The organism is Alsobacter sp., assembly GCF_059501845.1.
The window spans coordinates 107,819-122,311 of sequence record NZ_JCACDK010000020.1 but is presented as its reverse complement, the minus strand read 5'-3'; the positions used below and the strand labels follow the sequence as shown (position 1 = coordinate 122,311).

At 67.1% G+C, this 14,493-nt stretch carries 12 protein-coding genes; 7 read left to right on the top strand and 5 right to left on the bottom strand.

Translation table 11 applies throughout. The features are described 5' to 3' along the window. Window positions 1–57 precede the first annotated feature (57 nt). Entirely contained in the window at window positions 58–1,152 is a 1,095-nt protein-coding gene (locus tag AC5JCN_RS24975; protein WP_495757851.1) for a hypothetical protein, read from the top strand. A gap of 18 nt (window positions 1,153–1,170) precedes the next feature. Here AC5JCN_RS24975 and AC5JCN_RS24970 read toward each other — a convergent pair whose 3' ends face one another. Beyond that, window positions 1,171–1,518, bottom strand: a complete 348-nt coding sequence (locus AC5JCN_RS24970; RefSeq protein WP_495757850.1) for a hypothetical protein — start codon at window positions 1,516–1,518, stop codon at window positions 1,171–1,173. A gap of 143 nt (window positions 1,519–1,661) precedes the next feature. Between AC5JCN_RS24970 and AC5JCN_RS24965 the strand changes: the two genes are divergently transcribed. Beyond that, entirely contained in the window at window positions 1,662–2,756 is a 1,095-nt protein-coding gene (locus tag AC5JCN_RS24965; protein WP_495757849.1) for a glycosyltransferase family 4 protein, read from the top strand. Between the two features lie 3 nt (window positions 2,757–2,759). Here the strand turns inward: AC5JCN_RS24965 and AC5JCN_RS24960 are convergent, their stop codons facing one another. Then, the gene (locus AC5JCN_RS24960) at window positions 2,760–4,430 is read right to left on the bottom strand and encodes a capsular polysaccharide export protein, LipB/KpsS family (protein ID WP_495757848.1); all 1,671 of its coding nucleotides are present in this window, start codon (window positions 4,428–4,430) and stop codon (window positions 2,760–2,762) included. A 124-nt stretch (window positions 4,431–4,554) separates the two neighbouring features. Between AC5JCN_RS24960 and AC5JCN_RS24955 the strand changes: the two genes are divergently transcribed. From AC5JCN_RS24955 to AC5JCN_RS24935, 5 genes are all read left to right on the top strand, one after another. Beyond that, window positions 4,555–5,331: an acylneuraminate cytidylyltransferase family protein gene (locus tag AC5JCN_RS24955; protein ID WP_495757847.1), complete on the top strand. Its 777-nt coding sequence runs from the start codon at window positions 4,555–4,557 to the stop codon at window positions 5,329–5,331. Window positions 5,332–5,356: 25 nt separating this feature from the next. Next, a complete protein-coding gene (locus AC5JCN_RS24950; protein ID WP_495757846.1) occupies window positions 5,357–7,282 on the top strand; it encodes a thiamine pyrophosphate-binding protein in 1,926 nt (641 codons plus the stop codon). Window positions 7,283–7,411: 129 nt separating this feature from the next. Further along, a complete protein-coding gene (locus tag AC5JCN_RS24945; RefSeq protein ID WP_495757845.1) occupies window positions 7,412–8,479 on the top strand; it encodes an N-acetylneuraminate synthase family protein in 1,068 nt (355 codons plus the stop codon). Between the two features lies 1 nt (window position 8,480). Further along, entirely contained in the window at window positions 8,481–9,302 is an 822-nt protein-coding gene (locus AC5JCN_RS24940) for an SDR family oxidoreductase (protein WP_495757844.1), read from the top strand. A 37-nt stretch (window positions 9,303–9,339) separates the two neighbouring features. Beyond that, complete coding sequence (locus AC5JCN_RS24935) at window positions 9,340–10,803, top strand: aldehyde dehydrogenase family protein (protein ID WP_495757843.1); 1,464 nt, start codon at window positions 9,340–9,342, stop codon at window positions 10,801–10,803. On the opposite strand, the gene AC5JCN_RS24930 is transcribed toward AC5JCN_RS24935, so the two are convergent. From AC5JCN_RS24930 to AC5JCN_RS24920, 3 genes are read right to left on the bottom strand one after another with little or no spacing between them, the layout of a single operon-like run. Next, window positions 10,781–12,223: a glycosyltransferase family protein gene (locus AC5JCN_RS24930; RefSeq protein ID WP_495757842.1), complete on the bottom strand. Its 1,443-nt coding sequence runs from the start codon at window positions 12,221–12,223 to the stop codon at window positions 10,781–10,783. The genes AC5JCN_RS24935 and AC5JCN_RS24930 overlap by 23 nt on opposite strands. Window positions 12,224–12,235: 12 nt before the next feature. Then, the gene (locus AC5JCN_RS24925) at window positions 12,236–13,222 is read right to left on the bottom strand and encodes a glycosyltransferase family 2 protein (protein WP_495757841.1); all 987 of its coding nucleotides are present in this window, start codon (window positions 13,220–13,222) and stop codon (window positions 12,236–12,238) included. Beyond that, window positions 13,219–14,289 (bottom strand): putative sugar O-methyltransferase, encoded by a 1,071-nt coding sequence (locus AC5JCN_RS24920; RefSeq protein ID WP_495757840.1) that lies wholly within the window; start codon window positions 14,287–14,289, stop codon window positions 13,219–13,221. The genes AC5JCN_RS24925 and AC5JCN_RS24920 overlap by 4 nt, the downstream gene beginning before the upstream one ends. Window positions 14,290–14,493: the final 204 nt, after the last annotated feature.

Here is a 14,493-nt window from a genome sequence, read left to right as displayed (position 1 = left end):
ACCCCTGATCTCGAAAGGCGCGGAAGAGCCCTCATCCGTGATGTCGCGATCCTTCTCATGCTGGCCTTGCTGGTGTCCGCGCCAGCCGCGCTGGTGATGTGGAACGTCGGCGAGGCATTGCCGCTCCAAAAGGTCGCGACAATTCAGGCGGATCGCCGCGTTCCCTACCTTCCCTTCTTCGAGATCGACGAGTTCACCTACAAGAAGGACATCTTCGCGCGCGCCCCCGCGGATACCATCGTGATCGGATCATCCCTGCCGCTGCCCATCACCGGGCAGTACGTGGCCGGATCGTTCGCGAATCTCGGCAGGAGCATGCCCTACATATCCTACGGCACGGCCTTGCTGGACGAGATCCTGCGCATTCGCCGCCCCGGGCTCGTCGTGTTCGTGCTCGATTTCTGGTGGTTCAACGCGGCCTATGACGACCTGCCACGCACGGCGCCGCCTCCCAACCGGCTGCCGCACTGGAGCGTTCGGAGAGTCCTGGCGCCTTACTCGTGGCTCGCGGCCGAAACGATCTCGAAAAGAGACTTCGTCCGCTTCCTCACGCTCAATCCGCTCACGGTCGGCAGTACCGGACTGGGGCTCAAGGCTCTTCTCTCAGGCCAGGGCTACGACGCGCAGGGCGCCTTCACCTGGCTGGACCAGCCGCTCGGCCCGGTCTCGCACGACTTTTCGGAAACGCTCGACAGGGTGAAAACAGGTCGCAAGCGGTTCGAATACGGGGACAGCGTCGATCCCCATCGATGGTCGATCCTCATGGCGATGCTCGGGGGGCTGGAAGCCGAACACGTGCCGGTGGTCATCATTCTTCCGCCGGTGGCTCCCAGCGTGGCAGCCGCCATGGCTGACACCCGGAAGTATGCCTATCTCGCAGAGCTCAGAAGCCGTCTCGCGGCGCTGCCGCTCGCGTTCGACATGATGGACTCGGGGAGGTATGGCCTGACCGACTGTCAGTTCATCGAAGACGGCTTCCACGCCACCACGACTGGGTGGGCCAGGATTATCCGGGCGGTGGCAAGCTCCCTTCCGCCCGATCTCGCGCGGCGTTTCGACGTGGGCGGGGCGGACCGGCAGATCCTCGCCTATGAGCAAGCGGCGCGGGCCGCCGGCGTCACCGAGGGGACATGCCCCCCGACTTCGCGTTAGGCCGCGCCGCCCGTCAGGTCAGTATGCCTCGTAGTAGTAGCGGCGGCGGGGCTGGTGCCGGCCGTCATAAAGACCGTCGCGGCCCTGATACAGACCGTCGCGGCCCCCATAAAGACCGTCGGGACCTCCCCTACCGTCGCGATGACCGCGCCGGTAGTAGCGGTTCTGGTAGGAATAGCGCCCGTCAGGGCCACCATAGCCGTCCCGGCCCTGATAGCGTCCGTCGCGCCCGTCATATTGGCCATCGCCACAATAGGGGCGGCAGTTCTGCCAGGTGCCCGTCGACGCTCCGGCGTTCGCACCACCTGCAGCGCCGATCGCCATTACGGTGGCCCCGAGGAGAATGATGAGGTTACGCTTGAGCATGGGACAGGACTCCTTTTGAGCCATCACGATAGGTTGCGGAACCTGAACGGCAACGGAATGAGTTGTTCAGCTTACAACGGCTCGCAAATGGTTGAGTTTCATCTGGCTGTCGCAGCGCGCCCGGAGCGGCGTTGCGGGAGCGCATGGCGGTGATGCTTCTCGCCTATTGGGGGCGCCGCGGCGCGCTGGCGCGCTGGATGCTCGATATCGCCCGACTCTCCGCGGATGGACACGACACGGGAACGGCGCTGTCCATATCCACCTCCAATGAGCTGTACGGCCTTATTGCAAAGACAGGGGTGCCGATCCTCCCCGTGGGGACGTTCGACCGGAGCTGGGAGGCGTTCGTTCGCGTCGACCGGCTCCTGGCGCTCAGGAGGGATCTGTCGCGTCATGTCGCCAAGACGGGGACGCGCGCGATGGTGACCATGATGCCTCACGTGTGGTCACCACTCGTCACGCCAGGCCTGAAGCGGCAGGGCGTCCGCACGGTCAGCATCGTGCACGACGCCGCTCCCCATCCCGGCGATCCGACGGCCAAGCTGAACCGCTGGCTGATGCGGGATGCTGCGTACGCGGACAGGATCGTCACGCTAAGCGGTCATGTCACCGAAAGCCTCGTTGCGTCGGGGATGCCGTCGGCGAAGATCACCACCCTGTTCCATCCCGTGGTGGGCACCGACCCGGACACGGGCCGCGTTGAAAGGAAGGCCGGGGAGCTACCGCGCCTGCTCTTCGTCGGCCGCATCATGCCCTACAAGGGGCTGGACCTTGCCGTGGGTGCCCTCGAAAGCCTCGCGCCGGAGGGGCTCAGGTTCCCGCTGACAGTGGCCGGCGAAGGCGATCTGTCGGCGCTGGCTCCTCGGTTGGCGGCGCTCGGCGCGAACGTCCGAAATCACTGGCTGGACGAAGCCGAAATCGCGCGGCTCTGTGCGACGCATGACGCGATGCTGCTTCCCTATGTCGAGGCGAGCCAGTCCGGCGTGGCCGGCCTCGCCCTTGCGGCCACGATGCCGATGTTCGCGACTCCGGTTGGAGGCTTGAGGGAGCAAGTCGAGCATGGCGTGACCGGCCTCGTCGCCGAGGCAGCGACCCCCGGCGCGTTCGCGGCTGTGTTGCGGAGGCTTTCGGCCGAGCCGGTTCTGCTTCAGCAGCTTCGCCGGGGGATTGCGCTGACGCGAGAACCCCTGAGCATGCAGGTCTTCCTGAAGCGCCTCGAGCAGGTGGCCCTCGGCTGACGCCTACTCCGGCATCTCGAACGGCGCGCCTTCCAGGATCCCGTCACAGACAGCATCGAGGCCGGGACTAAACCCGGGCTTCAGACCGTCGACGCTTTCAAGCGCGATCGTAAAGCGCCTCGGGCCCGGATCTGGCTGCACGAAGGGCAGCTCGATCATCCGGCGCATGAAGAAGTGGTAGGCGTAGGCGAGCGCGCGCTCCCTGGTCGCCTCGTCGAGCCCGCCGCGCACCGGCAAGTGGCCGAGCAGCTCGAAATAGTGCTCACGCGACGCGGCGTCGCGGGTGATGCCTTTGTTGCGGACCCAGGCCTCGCCCGCGACGATCACGACCTTGCCCGTCGCCGAGAGCTCAACGCCCATCTTCGTCGCGAAGATGATCACGCTGTCGGCCATCTCAGCCAGCACGTAAGAAGACACCGGGCTCTCCGGGCCGATCACGGCCACATTGGGCGGGAGCTCCGGGAACACCTCGCGGATCGCGTCCTGCGCCAGCTGGCGCGATCGCGGGTTTCCGGAGATTTCGGCGGGGTGGATGCGGATCAGCAGTTGCAGGTCCGAACGTCCAGCGAACCAGCGGATCGTCTCGACCAGCCACTCGCGCTGGCTGGCGAAGGCGTTGCGGGGGTAGTGCAGCTGCGCGTCCCAGAACACGTTCGTATAGGCGACAACGAGCGGCTTGGCCGGGTCGAGGCCGAAGCGCGCAATGTCCTGTGAGGCGGCGTAGTCGGGATCCTTGTGGAAGCGGATCCAGTCGGCTCCGCCTTCCCGGCGGCTGGCCAGGTAGGAGGAAATGCGCTCGCGCTGCTCAGGCGTCAGCGGCTTGTCCGCCCAGCGTGACTGGTCCTCGTCAATGAGCGTGTGATGGTACGTGTCGTCGTGGCTGAAAATAAAGCAGTGCTTGCGGTAGGCGGGGTTCCACGTCACCAGCCGCACGCCCGCCTTGCGGGCGACAAGGTTGACTGCCCCCTGCGGCGTGTAGATGCCGTGATGGGCGACGACGACGTCAGGCTTCTCCCGCTCGATCAGCCGCTCATAGGCGCGGGCGGCGAGAATGGTGGCTTCCACATAGCGGCGCAGGACGGCGGGACCGGCCGGCTCGTCGGCGAGGGAGCCCTTGGCGAAGAAGCGCAGCGCGCCGGCCGAGGCATGCTCGCCGACCGCCATGCCGCCCCAGACGAGGTGAGGCACTTCCTGCGGCGGAGTCCTTGCGGCAATCGACGCGGCCTCGCGCCTGTCGTCCTCCGTCAGCACGTCGCCGAGCCTGACGACCGGCAGCGACAGAGCCTCCAGCCGCGTTTGGGCCGGCGGATGGCAGTAGGAGCACAGCAGCGCCGGTGGGCCCTTGGCAGCCATACTCTCCGGTCCGCCGACAAGCGATATCTCGCACATCTGGCACGCCGGCAGCACAGCGTCGCACAGGACGCTCGTCACGGACGCGCCGCGCTCGCATAGCGTCAGCGCCAGCATCCTGTCGATCCCGGCCAGGGCGAACTGGCCGCCGATATTGGTGGCCATCAACACGCGCTTCGCGCCCGGCGCGAGCGGCGGGCGCTCACGGCCCGCGAAGTTTTCCAGATGCTGGTGCGCGCTCCCGCGCGCCAGCACGTTCAGGCGCAGCAGGCGGGCAAGGCCGAAGCCGGGGACACGGCCGAGGAGAGATCGGGCGGCGGACACGCGCCGCTGGTAGGGGCAATCCCGGCGCGGAGCAAGCCTCCCGCGCCATGAGGGAGAGCCCCGGATTGGCGCGGGATGCGCGATCGGCTATAGCCCCGCCTGTCACAACTCTCGGTTGAACCCGATGACCCCTCCCCTCAGCGTCGCGCTGATCCCTGCGCGGTCCGGCTCCAAGCGCGTGCCGCACAAGAACATCCGCGACCTCGCGGGTCATCCGGCACTCGCCTATTCGATCCGCTCGGCCATCGACTCCGGCGTGTTCTCGCGCGTGATCGTGTCGACCGATTCGGAGCTTTATGCCGAGGTGGCCCGCCACTACGGGGCCGATGTTCCGTTCCTGCGCCCGCCCGAGTTCAGCGGCGACACCTCGCCCGACATCGAATGGATCCGCTACACGTTGCAGCGACTGCAGGACGAGGGCGAGCCCTTCGAGGCTTTCAGCATCCTGCGGCCCACCTCCCCCTTCCGGAAGGCCGAGACCATCCGGCGGGCCTTCGCGGCCTTTTGTGCGGCCGAGGGCATCGATTCGCTGCGCGCGGTGGAGAAGGTCGAGCAGCACCCGGGCAAGATGTGGGTGATCCGCGGCGACCGGCTGCTGCCCCTGATGCCGCTCACCCCCGAGGACCTGCCCTGGCACAGCCAGCAATATGCCTCGCTGCCCACCGTCTTCGTCCAGAACGCGAGCCTCGAGATCGCATGGACGCGCACGGCCCTGGAGAAGGGCACCATCGCGGGGACGATCATGCTGCCCTTCCTCACCCAGGGAGACGAGGGCCTCGACATCAACAACGAGAAGGACTGGTGGTACGCGACCCACCTGCTGGCGCGCGGCGAGGCCGTTCTGCCGCCGGTGGATCGCCCGGCAATCCAGCTCGATCCGGCCGTGTTCAGCCTCCGCTGACCCGCCAGGCTGCAAGGAGAGACATGTGGGCGATCTGATCGGCGACGTCGTCGAGACCGAACTCTACTACATCGGCAAGCGCGAGTTCGACCGCGTGCGAAACGCCAATGCCGCTCCGGCCGAAGTGATCGCGCTCGCCGCCGACATGGCGCGGCTCAACGCGCTCTACATGATCGCCAAGGCGGGCTCGGGCCATATCGGCTCGTCCTTCTCCTCGCTCGACGTGATCACGCACCTCTATCTGAGCGAACTCGGCAAGGGTGACGTGTTCTTTTCCTCCAAGGGCCATGACGCTCCGGCGCTCTACGCGGTGCTGATCGCCACCGGCGTGCTGCCGGAGGACAAGCTGCACGGGCTGAGACGGCTCGGCGGCCTGCCCGGGCATCCCGACATCTCGATCCCGGGCCTCGTGACCAACACCGGTTCGCTCGGCATGGGAATCTCCAAGGCCAAGGGCATGCTGGCGGCCAACAGGCTCGCCGGGAAGAGCGGACGCGTCTTCGTCATGACGGGCGACGGCGAGTTGCAGGAAGGGCAGATCTGGGAGTCGCTGGTCTCGGCCGCCAATGCTAAACTCGCCGATCTGACGGTCGTGGTCGACCACAACAAGTTCCAGTCGGACTTCGCGGTCGCCCGCACGTCCGATCTCGGCGACCTCGTTGCGAAGTTCACCGCCTTCGGCTTCCACGCCGTTCGCATCGACGGAAACGACCCGGTCGCGCTGGCCCACACCTTCCGCATGCTGGCGGAGATCACGGACAAGCCGAAGGTCGTCATCGCCGACACGGTGAAGGGCAAGGGCGTGTCCTTCATGGAGGGCACCTCGATCGACAGCGACGTCGAGATGTTCCGCTACCACTCCGGCGCGCCGAAGGCCGACGAGTACCGGCTCGCCGTGGAGGAGATCGAGGCCCGCCTCGCCCGCCGCTGCGCCGCCATCAACATCGAGCCGGTGCAGGTCGAGAAGACCGAGCGGCCGACCGTGGCGCCGGCCCCTGCCGGAGCGCAGCGCCTCTTCCCGGCCTATTCGGCCGCGCTGGAGGCCGCGGCGGAGGCGGACAAGAGCATCATCGCGCTCGACGCCGACCTCGCCCTCGACATGGGGCTTTTGAACTTCGCCCAGCGTTTCCCGGAGCGCTATGTCGAGTGCGGCATCGCCGAGCAGGACATGGTGAGCCAGGCAGGCGGCATGGCGCTCAAGGGGCTCACGCCCGTCGTGCATTCCTTCTCGTGCTTCCTCTCCACGCGGCCGAACGAGCAGATCTACAACAACGCCACCGAGGGCACGCGCATCGTCTATGTCGGCGGCCTTTCCGGCGTCGTGCCTGCCGGCCCCGGCCACTCGCACCAGAGCGTGCGCGAGATCTCGGCCGTCGGCGGCATTCCGAACCTGGTCATGGTCGAGCCCTGCCATCCCGACGAGGTCGGGCCGCTCCTGCGCTGGTGCCTGGCCGAACATGACGGACCGAGCTTCCTCCGGCTCGTTTCCGTACCCTGGCCCACGGCCGTGCGACTGCCGGATGGCTACACGCCGCGCAGGGGCACCGGCGTGACCGTGCGCGGGGGCAAGGACGCGACCATTGTCACGTCCGGCCTCGTGATGGTTGCCGAGGCGCTGGGAGCGGCCGAGCGCCTGTCGGCCCAGGGCATCGAGGTGGAAGTGGTCAACCTGCCCTGGCTCAACGTGGTCGATTCGGGCTGGGCCAAGGCTCTGGCAGAGCGAACCCCTGCCATTATCACCCTCGACAACCACTTTCGCCTGGGCGGACAGGGCCAGCACGTGCTCGCGGCACTCGCCGCGGCCAACCCCGCACGGATGCCGCGCATCCTGTCGCTGGGGCTCGAGGACGTGCCGCCGTCCGGCCGGAACGACGAGGTTCTCGCGCTTCTGGGTCTCGACGCTGCTGGTATCGCGGAAAGCCTCGGGAGCTTCCTCGCGACGCGGCACTGACCGGCCGCCGCGTTTGGAGCAGTCCCCCCAGGGTCGCTCGCGTTAACTTTGCGCGCCGACCTTGATCTTTAGTCTTCACCCTCTTATGCCGACCAGAAGTTGTAGAGGCCGGCACGGGACGAGGTCGTCATGGCACGCGAATTCAGGATCGGCGGCAAGGTCGTCACCAAGGACAGCCCGTCCTTCGTGATCGCCGAGGTGGGCCACAACCACCAGGGCGACATCGAGAAGTGCAAGGCCATCTTCAAGGCTGCGGCCGAGGTCGGCGCCGATGCGGTGAAGATCCAGAAGCGCGACAACAAGGCGCTCTTCACCAAGGAAATGTACGACAGCCATTACGACAGCGAGAACGCGTATGCGCCGACCTATGGCGAGCATCGCGACAAGCTGGAGTTCAACGACGAGCAGTACACCGAGCTGAAGAAGTATGCCGAGTCGCTCGGCCTGCTGTTCTTCTCCACGGCCTTCGACAGCTCGTCGGGCGAGATGCTGGAGCGCCTCGGCGTCCAGGCCTACAAGATCGCCTCCGGCGACCTGACAAACCTTCGTCTGCTGAAGCAGGTCGCCGGCTACGGCAAGCCGATCATCGTCTCGACCGGCGGAGGCACGCTGGACGAGGTGCGCCGCGCCTATGAGACGATCATGCCGATCAACCCGAACCTTTGCATCATGCAGTGCACCTCGGGGTATCCGCCGGCGCATGAAGAGCTCAACCTCAAGGTCATCGAGACCTTCGAGCGCGAGTTCCCCGACATCATCATCGGCTTCTCCTCGCATGACAGCGGCATCGCCATGCCGCTCGTCGGCTACATGCTCGGCGCCCGCGTGTTCGAGAAGCACTTCACGCTCAACCGCACCTGGAAGGGCACGGACCAGGCCTTTTCGCTGGAACCGAGCGGCCTGCGCCGCGTCGTCCGCGACCTCGAGCGCACGCGCATTTCGCTGGGAGACGGCATCAAGCGGCCGTACCCGTCCGAGACGTCGCCGCTGAGCAAAATGGTGAAGCGCGTCGTTGCGGTCCGCGACCTGCCGGAAGGCACACGGATCGGCGAGGAGCATCTCGCCTTCAAAATCCCCGTCGGCCGCAAGATCACGGCCGAGACGCTACGCCCGTTCGAGACGGACCAGATCATCGGCAAGGTGCTGAAGCGCGCCGTGGCCGAGGACGAGCTGCTGACGCCTTCGCTCGTCGCCTGACGTGGCTGGGCTGTTCGACCTCTCCGGGCGCGTGGTCGTCGTCACCGGTGGCTTCGGCCAGCTCGGCCGCAACTTCTCGGCCGAGCTCGCGCGGCATGGCGCGCGCGTCGCGGTGCTGGATCGGGTCGTTCCCTCCGGCTTCGATCCCAGCCTTGGCGGGCTGCTGGAGCCCGCTTTCCACGACCGCGTCATGCCGGTGCAGGCCGACGTGACGAGCAGGGCGTCGCTGGCAGACGCGCTGGCTGCCGTAACGAGAAGCTGGGAGACGCCCTTCGGCCTCGTCAACAATGCGGCCATCGACAGCCCGCCCGATGCCGCCGCCGCCGACAATGGCCCGTTCGAGGATCTCGACGAGGCTGGTTTCCAGCGGGTGATGGACGTCAACGTGAAGGGCGTGGTGTTGGCGAGCCAGGTGTTCGGCGGTGCCATGGCCAAGGCCGGGCGGGGATCCATCGCCAATATCGGCTCGATCTACGGCGTGCTCTCGCCGGACCAGAACCTCTACGAGTACCGCCGCGAGCGGGGCGAGACCTTCTTCAAGCCCGCGACCTACAGCATCTCGAAGTCGGCGCTCTACAATCTCACCCGGTATCTGGCCGTGTACTGGGCGAAGCAGCAGGTGAGGGTCAACATCCTCACGCTGGCCGGCGTCTTCAACAACCAGGATCCCGCCTTCCTGAAGGGCTACCTGCCGAAGGTGCCGCTGGGGCGCATGGCATCTCCCGCGGATTACACCGGCGCCATGGTCTACCTGATGTCGGATGCCTCGGCCTACATGTCGGGCTCCACCATCACCATCGACGGCGGCTTCACCGCCATCTGAGGGGCCCCTCCCCTCCACAGTTACCGGGGACGCAGCCATGCCAGCCTCCATCCCGACGCGCGTCGAGAACCTGATCGGCGGCGAAGACGCTCCGGGGGGCCTTGGCTGGCTTCCCGTGCTGAACCCGCATGACGGAGCGGAGCTGACGCGGGCCGCCCGCTCGGACGCCGCGGACGTGGACCGGGCGGTGGCGTCCGCCCGCGCGGCACAGGCCACCTGGGCTGCGACGCCGGGCGTGCAGCGCGGCGCCGTGCTGCACCGCTATGCCAACCTGATCGAGCAGCACGCAGAGGAGCTCTCTGCCATCGTCGCGGCCGAGGCGGGAAAGCGCCTGCCGGACGCTCGCGGCGAGACAGGGGCCGCCGTGCAATGCGCGCGCTTCTTTGCCGGCGAGGGCCAGCGCCTCTTCGGCCGCACCATGACCAGCGGCATGGCCGGGCGCTGGGCCATGACGGTGCGCCGCCCTTGCGGTGTCGCAGGCCTTGTCATTGCCGCCAATACACCCGCTCCCAACTTCGCCTGGAAGGTGTTCCCGGCGCTCATATGCGGCAATGGCGTCGTGCTGAAGACGGCCGAGGACACTCCGGTGTCCAGCCTGTTCCTGGCGAAGCTGGGCGAGGAAGCGGGACTGCCGAAAGGCCTGCTCAATGTCGTGCACGGCTACGGCCAAGAGGCGGGATGGGCGCTCGTCGAGCATGACGGGCTCGACGTCATCAGCTTTACCGGCTCGACCCGCGTCGGGCGGCTGATCGCCGAGAGTGCCGGGCGCCGCATGAAGAAGGTGTCGCTGGAGCTCGGCGGCAAGAACCCGCTCGTCGTCTGCGACGATGCCGACATCGACAATGCCGTGCGCTGGGCCTGTCTCGCCGCCTTCTCCAATGCCGGGCAGCGCTGCGCGGCCGGGAGCCGCATGATCGTGTTCGATGCGGTCCATGACCGCTTCGTCGAGGCCTTCGTCGCGGCGGCGAAGACCCTGAAGCTGGGCGTCGGCGATGACTGCGACCTCGGCCCCGTCATCAACGAGCGCCAGTTGACGGGCATGCTGGCGGCGGTGGACGCGGCCGTGGCGGAGGGAGCGAAGGTGCTCACCGGCGGCAAGCGCTCGTCCGCGCCCGACCTTGCCTCCGGCTTCTATGTCGAGCCCACCATTCTCGCGGGCGTCGATCCCGCCGCCGAGATCTCGGGCCGGGAGCTCTTTGGGCCCATCACGGCGGTCTACCGGGTCAAGGGATTCGAGGAGGCCGTGGCGCTGGCCAACGCTTCGCCCTACGGCCTCACGGCTTCCATCCACACCCGCGACCTCGACCGGGCGCTCGCCTTCTGCGACCGGGTCCAGGCAGGCGTGGCGGTGGTGAACGGCGGCACGCACGGCTCGGAGCCGCACATGCCCTTCGGCGGCGTGAAGGCCTCCGGCAACGGCACCCGCGAACCCGGCACCGAGGCGCTCGACGTCTACTCCGACCTGCGCGACGTCTACGTCAACGCCCGTCCGCCGGCGTGAGCGGCGTCCCGGCGGCCTGAGTACCGCCGCCGGGCCGTACCTTGGCCGCGGGACGACGCGCGGCCAGGTCCTCCAGCCCATCCACCAGCGTCTGCGTGGCGCTGCGGTCGGGGTCCGGGCGAAGGAAGCTGCGGACGAAACGCTCCAGGATCGGCTGGCGTGCTGCCGGATCGGCCAGCGCACCGGCCAGCTGACGGACGTGTTCCTCCAGCGTCGGCGCGACCAGCAGAAAGCCGCCATTCTCCGGCAGCAGGTACTTGAAGTGCACCGTGCCGTCCTGCGTGTCGGCAAACACCGGGTCTCGCACCGTCAGCACAGGCTTGCCAAAGATGGTGGCCTCCACCATGGCGCTGGTGTTGATGCCCACAACCGCAGCGCTGTAGGCGATCGACTCCAGGTAGATCTCGCGATTGTCCTCGGCGACGATGTTCATGCCCGTGCGGGGGAAGACGACCGTGTTGCCGAGCCCCTCGAAGTCAGCGCCTTCCCAGTGGGCGCTGTTGTAAGGGTGCGGCCGGATGAGCAGGCCGACATCCGCAAGAGCAGGATCTCCGCTCGACCGGATTGCCTCCACCCAGCGGCGCAGAAAGGCGATCTCCGTATCCGGGCGGCTGATGGAGGCCGTCGATCCCGTGAACAACACGAAGGGCTTGTCCGGTCGCAGCCCCACCATCTCGAGGAAGGCCTCGCGGCTGCGCTTCGGATTGCGGCCGAACCACTTCTCGAAGGGTTGCGCGCCGGTGACGACGACCCTCTCCCGCGGCACCGCATGCAGCGTGAAGGCCTCCTCCCTCTGTGTCTCGTTCCAGACGAAGATGCGGTCAGGGAGAGCGCGGATGTACCCTTTGGAGGTCAGGTGGTCCCAGCTGCCCACGGCAAGCGCGACCGGGATGCCGAGCGCCTTGGCCGACTTCACCACGTCCGTCTGCCAGGAGCGCGGGTTGACGAGCGGCGACACCACGACGAGGTCCGGCGCATGCTGGCGCAGCTTCGCCTCGACGCGCGCCGAACTTGGGATCACGCGCTCGAGCGCCGCCGCCCCGCGCAATGCCGCCACCGCGACCGGCTTGGGCAGCGGGCCCATGCGCTTCAGGAAACCGAGCCCGCGCGGGACGAGATGGTCGATCCTGTGCCGCAGATACGGTGAGTTGGCGTAAAGCGGGTCGAGGTAGCGCAGATAATCGACCGTGCCCCGCAGGGCCTGCGCCAGCGGCTTCCAGCGGTCGTTCCGGCGAGGGAAGTTCTGCCGGTCGACCACAACCTGTGCCGGCGCGTTCTCCAGCGCGGCGAGGCCTTCCGTCTGCTTGTCGATGCGGTCGAAGATCAGCCGCACCTCGTGCCCCCGCGCAACGAGTTCGGCGACGACACTGTCGAAGTAGCGGAGATAGCCGGGGTACTGGAGGACCAGGAGGACTCGCATGGCGCTGGGCCGTCAGCGGCGGGGCGACGCAAGGGTCCGCGCCGCGCTCTTGAGAGACCGCGGCATTTTTCGGGCGAGGACGGATTTGGCCTGTTTCAGCCGCTCGCGATAGGCCTTGCGCGCCAGCCGCCTTGCCCGGCTGACATCGTGACCGATGCCGAGGGCGAGGTAGGATCCCGCGACCTTAAGCCCTGTGACGCGATCGATCGGGGCCTCCTTGGAGGGAGCCGCCACGTAGCTGCGGAACAGCGCTGCGCTGTGGCTCAGCCACCAGGGAAGGCGCGCGTAGAGCGGCACACCGTCGACGAACGAGGCGCGGATCTGTCGCTGCGTCGAGAACAGGCTGCGATATCGGCGGTAGAACAGGTATTGCCGGACCGGCCGAACCTCGCCCAGCAAGGCCAATTCGGTGAGGAGAAGCCGATCGGGGAGAAGGTGCGGGCGCAGCACGGGGACCTTCTCGAGGCTCGCGGCGCGAAAGAGCCCGTAAATGGCGTTGCCCATCGGGATTCCCGAGAAGGCTGCGAGCATGCGCGGCAAGGGGGCGTCCTCGCGCGACGGAACGAACTTGATGTCCTTGCGGGCGACCGGATAGCCGGTTTCGTCGATGATGAAGGCCGCAGGGAAGGCCAGGACGGCGTTCGGATGGGCGTCGAGTTCGCGGACGAGAACGTCCAGCCAGCGGGGATGCCAGACGTCGTGGTCGCTTCCCCAGGCGAAGAACTCTGTGGCGGGAAAGAGCTCCCTCGCCCGCCGGAAGCACCGGCTGGCGTTACCGTTGTAGCCGAGGCGTCGAGAATTGGTCTCGAAGCAGACACGCGGGTCGCGCGCGACGTACTCTGCCGCGATCGCCGGCGTGGCGTCGGTCGAGCCGTCGTCGACGAGCAGCACGGCAAAGTCGCGATAGGTCTGACCCAGGAGGGTGTCCAGCGCCTCCCGCAGCTTGCTCTCATGGTTGTAGAGCGGGACGCCGATCACGACGCGCGGGGCGCTCGTCATGGCGATGCCTTTCGCCAACCCACGATGTGCCGGTAGTCGTTGCGGTCGGTCGTGTTCTTGGCCGAGGCCAGCTTCGACGGATCGAACTTCGTGTAGGAACTGGCCAGAACGGGGATCACCTGGGCCCTGAACCGGCGCTCCATAATGGCGAGCACGTCGTCGATCTCGGGGTTGTAGGCCGATTTCGGACGATTGAGGCTGTAGAGATAGGGGCAGCCCGCAGCGTGCAGCCGCTCCACATAGCCTTCCACCTGGGCTTTCGTCATCTCCTGGAACGAGACCATGTTGACGGCAAGGTCCAGCGCGGGGAGAGGCGTCTGCGGAAACAGGAAGTGAGGGATCAGGACAAGGTCGTAGTCGCCATACCGGTCCGGCGGAAGCGTGTGACCTGCCTCAGTCTTGAACACCTTCCAGTCGGGCCGAAGCGCGCTCAGATAGGTGCCCGAGAAGAGCAGCACCTGTGGAAGGTCGACGATCACGTAGGTGACGCCCGGCACCTTGGCCGTCAGCGCCCGGGCAAAGCCGCCCCACCCTGCCCCGATCTCGATGACGACCTTGCGCTGTCCCTCGCGAAGCCCGGGCAGCACCCCTCCCAGTTCCAGCGCGATCAGCGCCTCGTAGAACTTCAGCGTATCGACATTGTAGAGCTCTCCGTCGATCTCGTGCCCGAAGCCGCCGAGATCCCGGGCTTCCGGGACCAGCAGGCCCGCGGGATCGACCGCTTTCAGCATGTCGAGCCGGGTCTTGAAATTGTCGCGGAACTTGGTTGCGTGCGTACGGTAGTCGTAAACCTTCAGGCCGGTGAGGTGGTAGCACTGGTGCCGAAGCTTGCGGACGAGGAGAGGCGAGGCGTCCAGCATGTAGTCGAAGCCGGCCAGTTCCTCCTGCCAGTACCCGCTCGGGCGGGCATCGCCGGCCATCGCGCCCTCGCTCTCCAAGAGGCGTAGCACGTAGTCGCGCGTGTCGGCGTAGGAGCGATACTCCGGAGACTGGGCGAGGACGCGCAGCGTCGAAGCGAAGCTGCCATCTGCCGCGTCCAGGCCGCGTTGTTCCGTCAGGGTCGCCACTCAGCCATGTCTCCGTTCGTCGGGCTCGCGCCGGCAACGACCATCCAGAAGGGATGCAGCGCCGGAGCCGGCGTCATCTCCGAAGAGCGCTCGGTCTGCAACCTTAGATCGCAACCGCGGGAATATCCCGTTCGAGGCGATGCTGTCCATCTCTTGATGCGGCGGCGTGGCGGAGGATAGACAGGCATCTTCGACGCTTTGCGC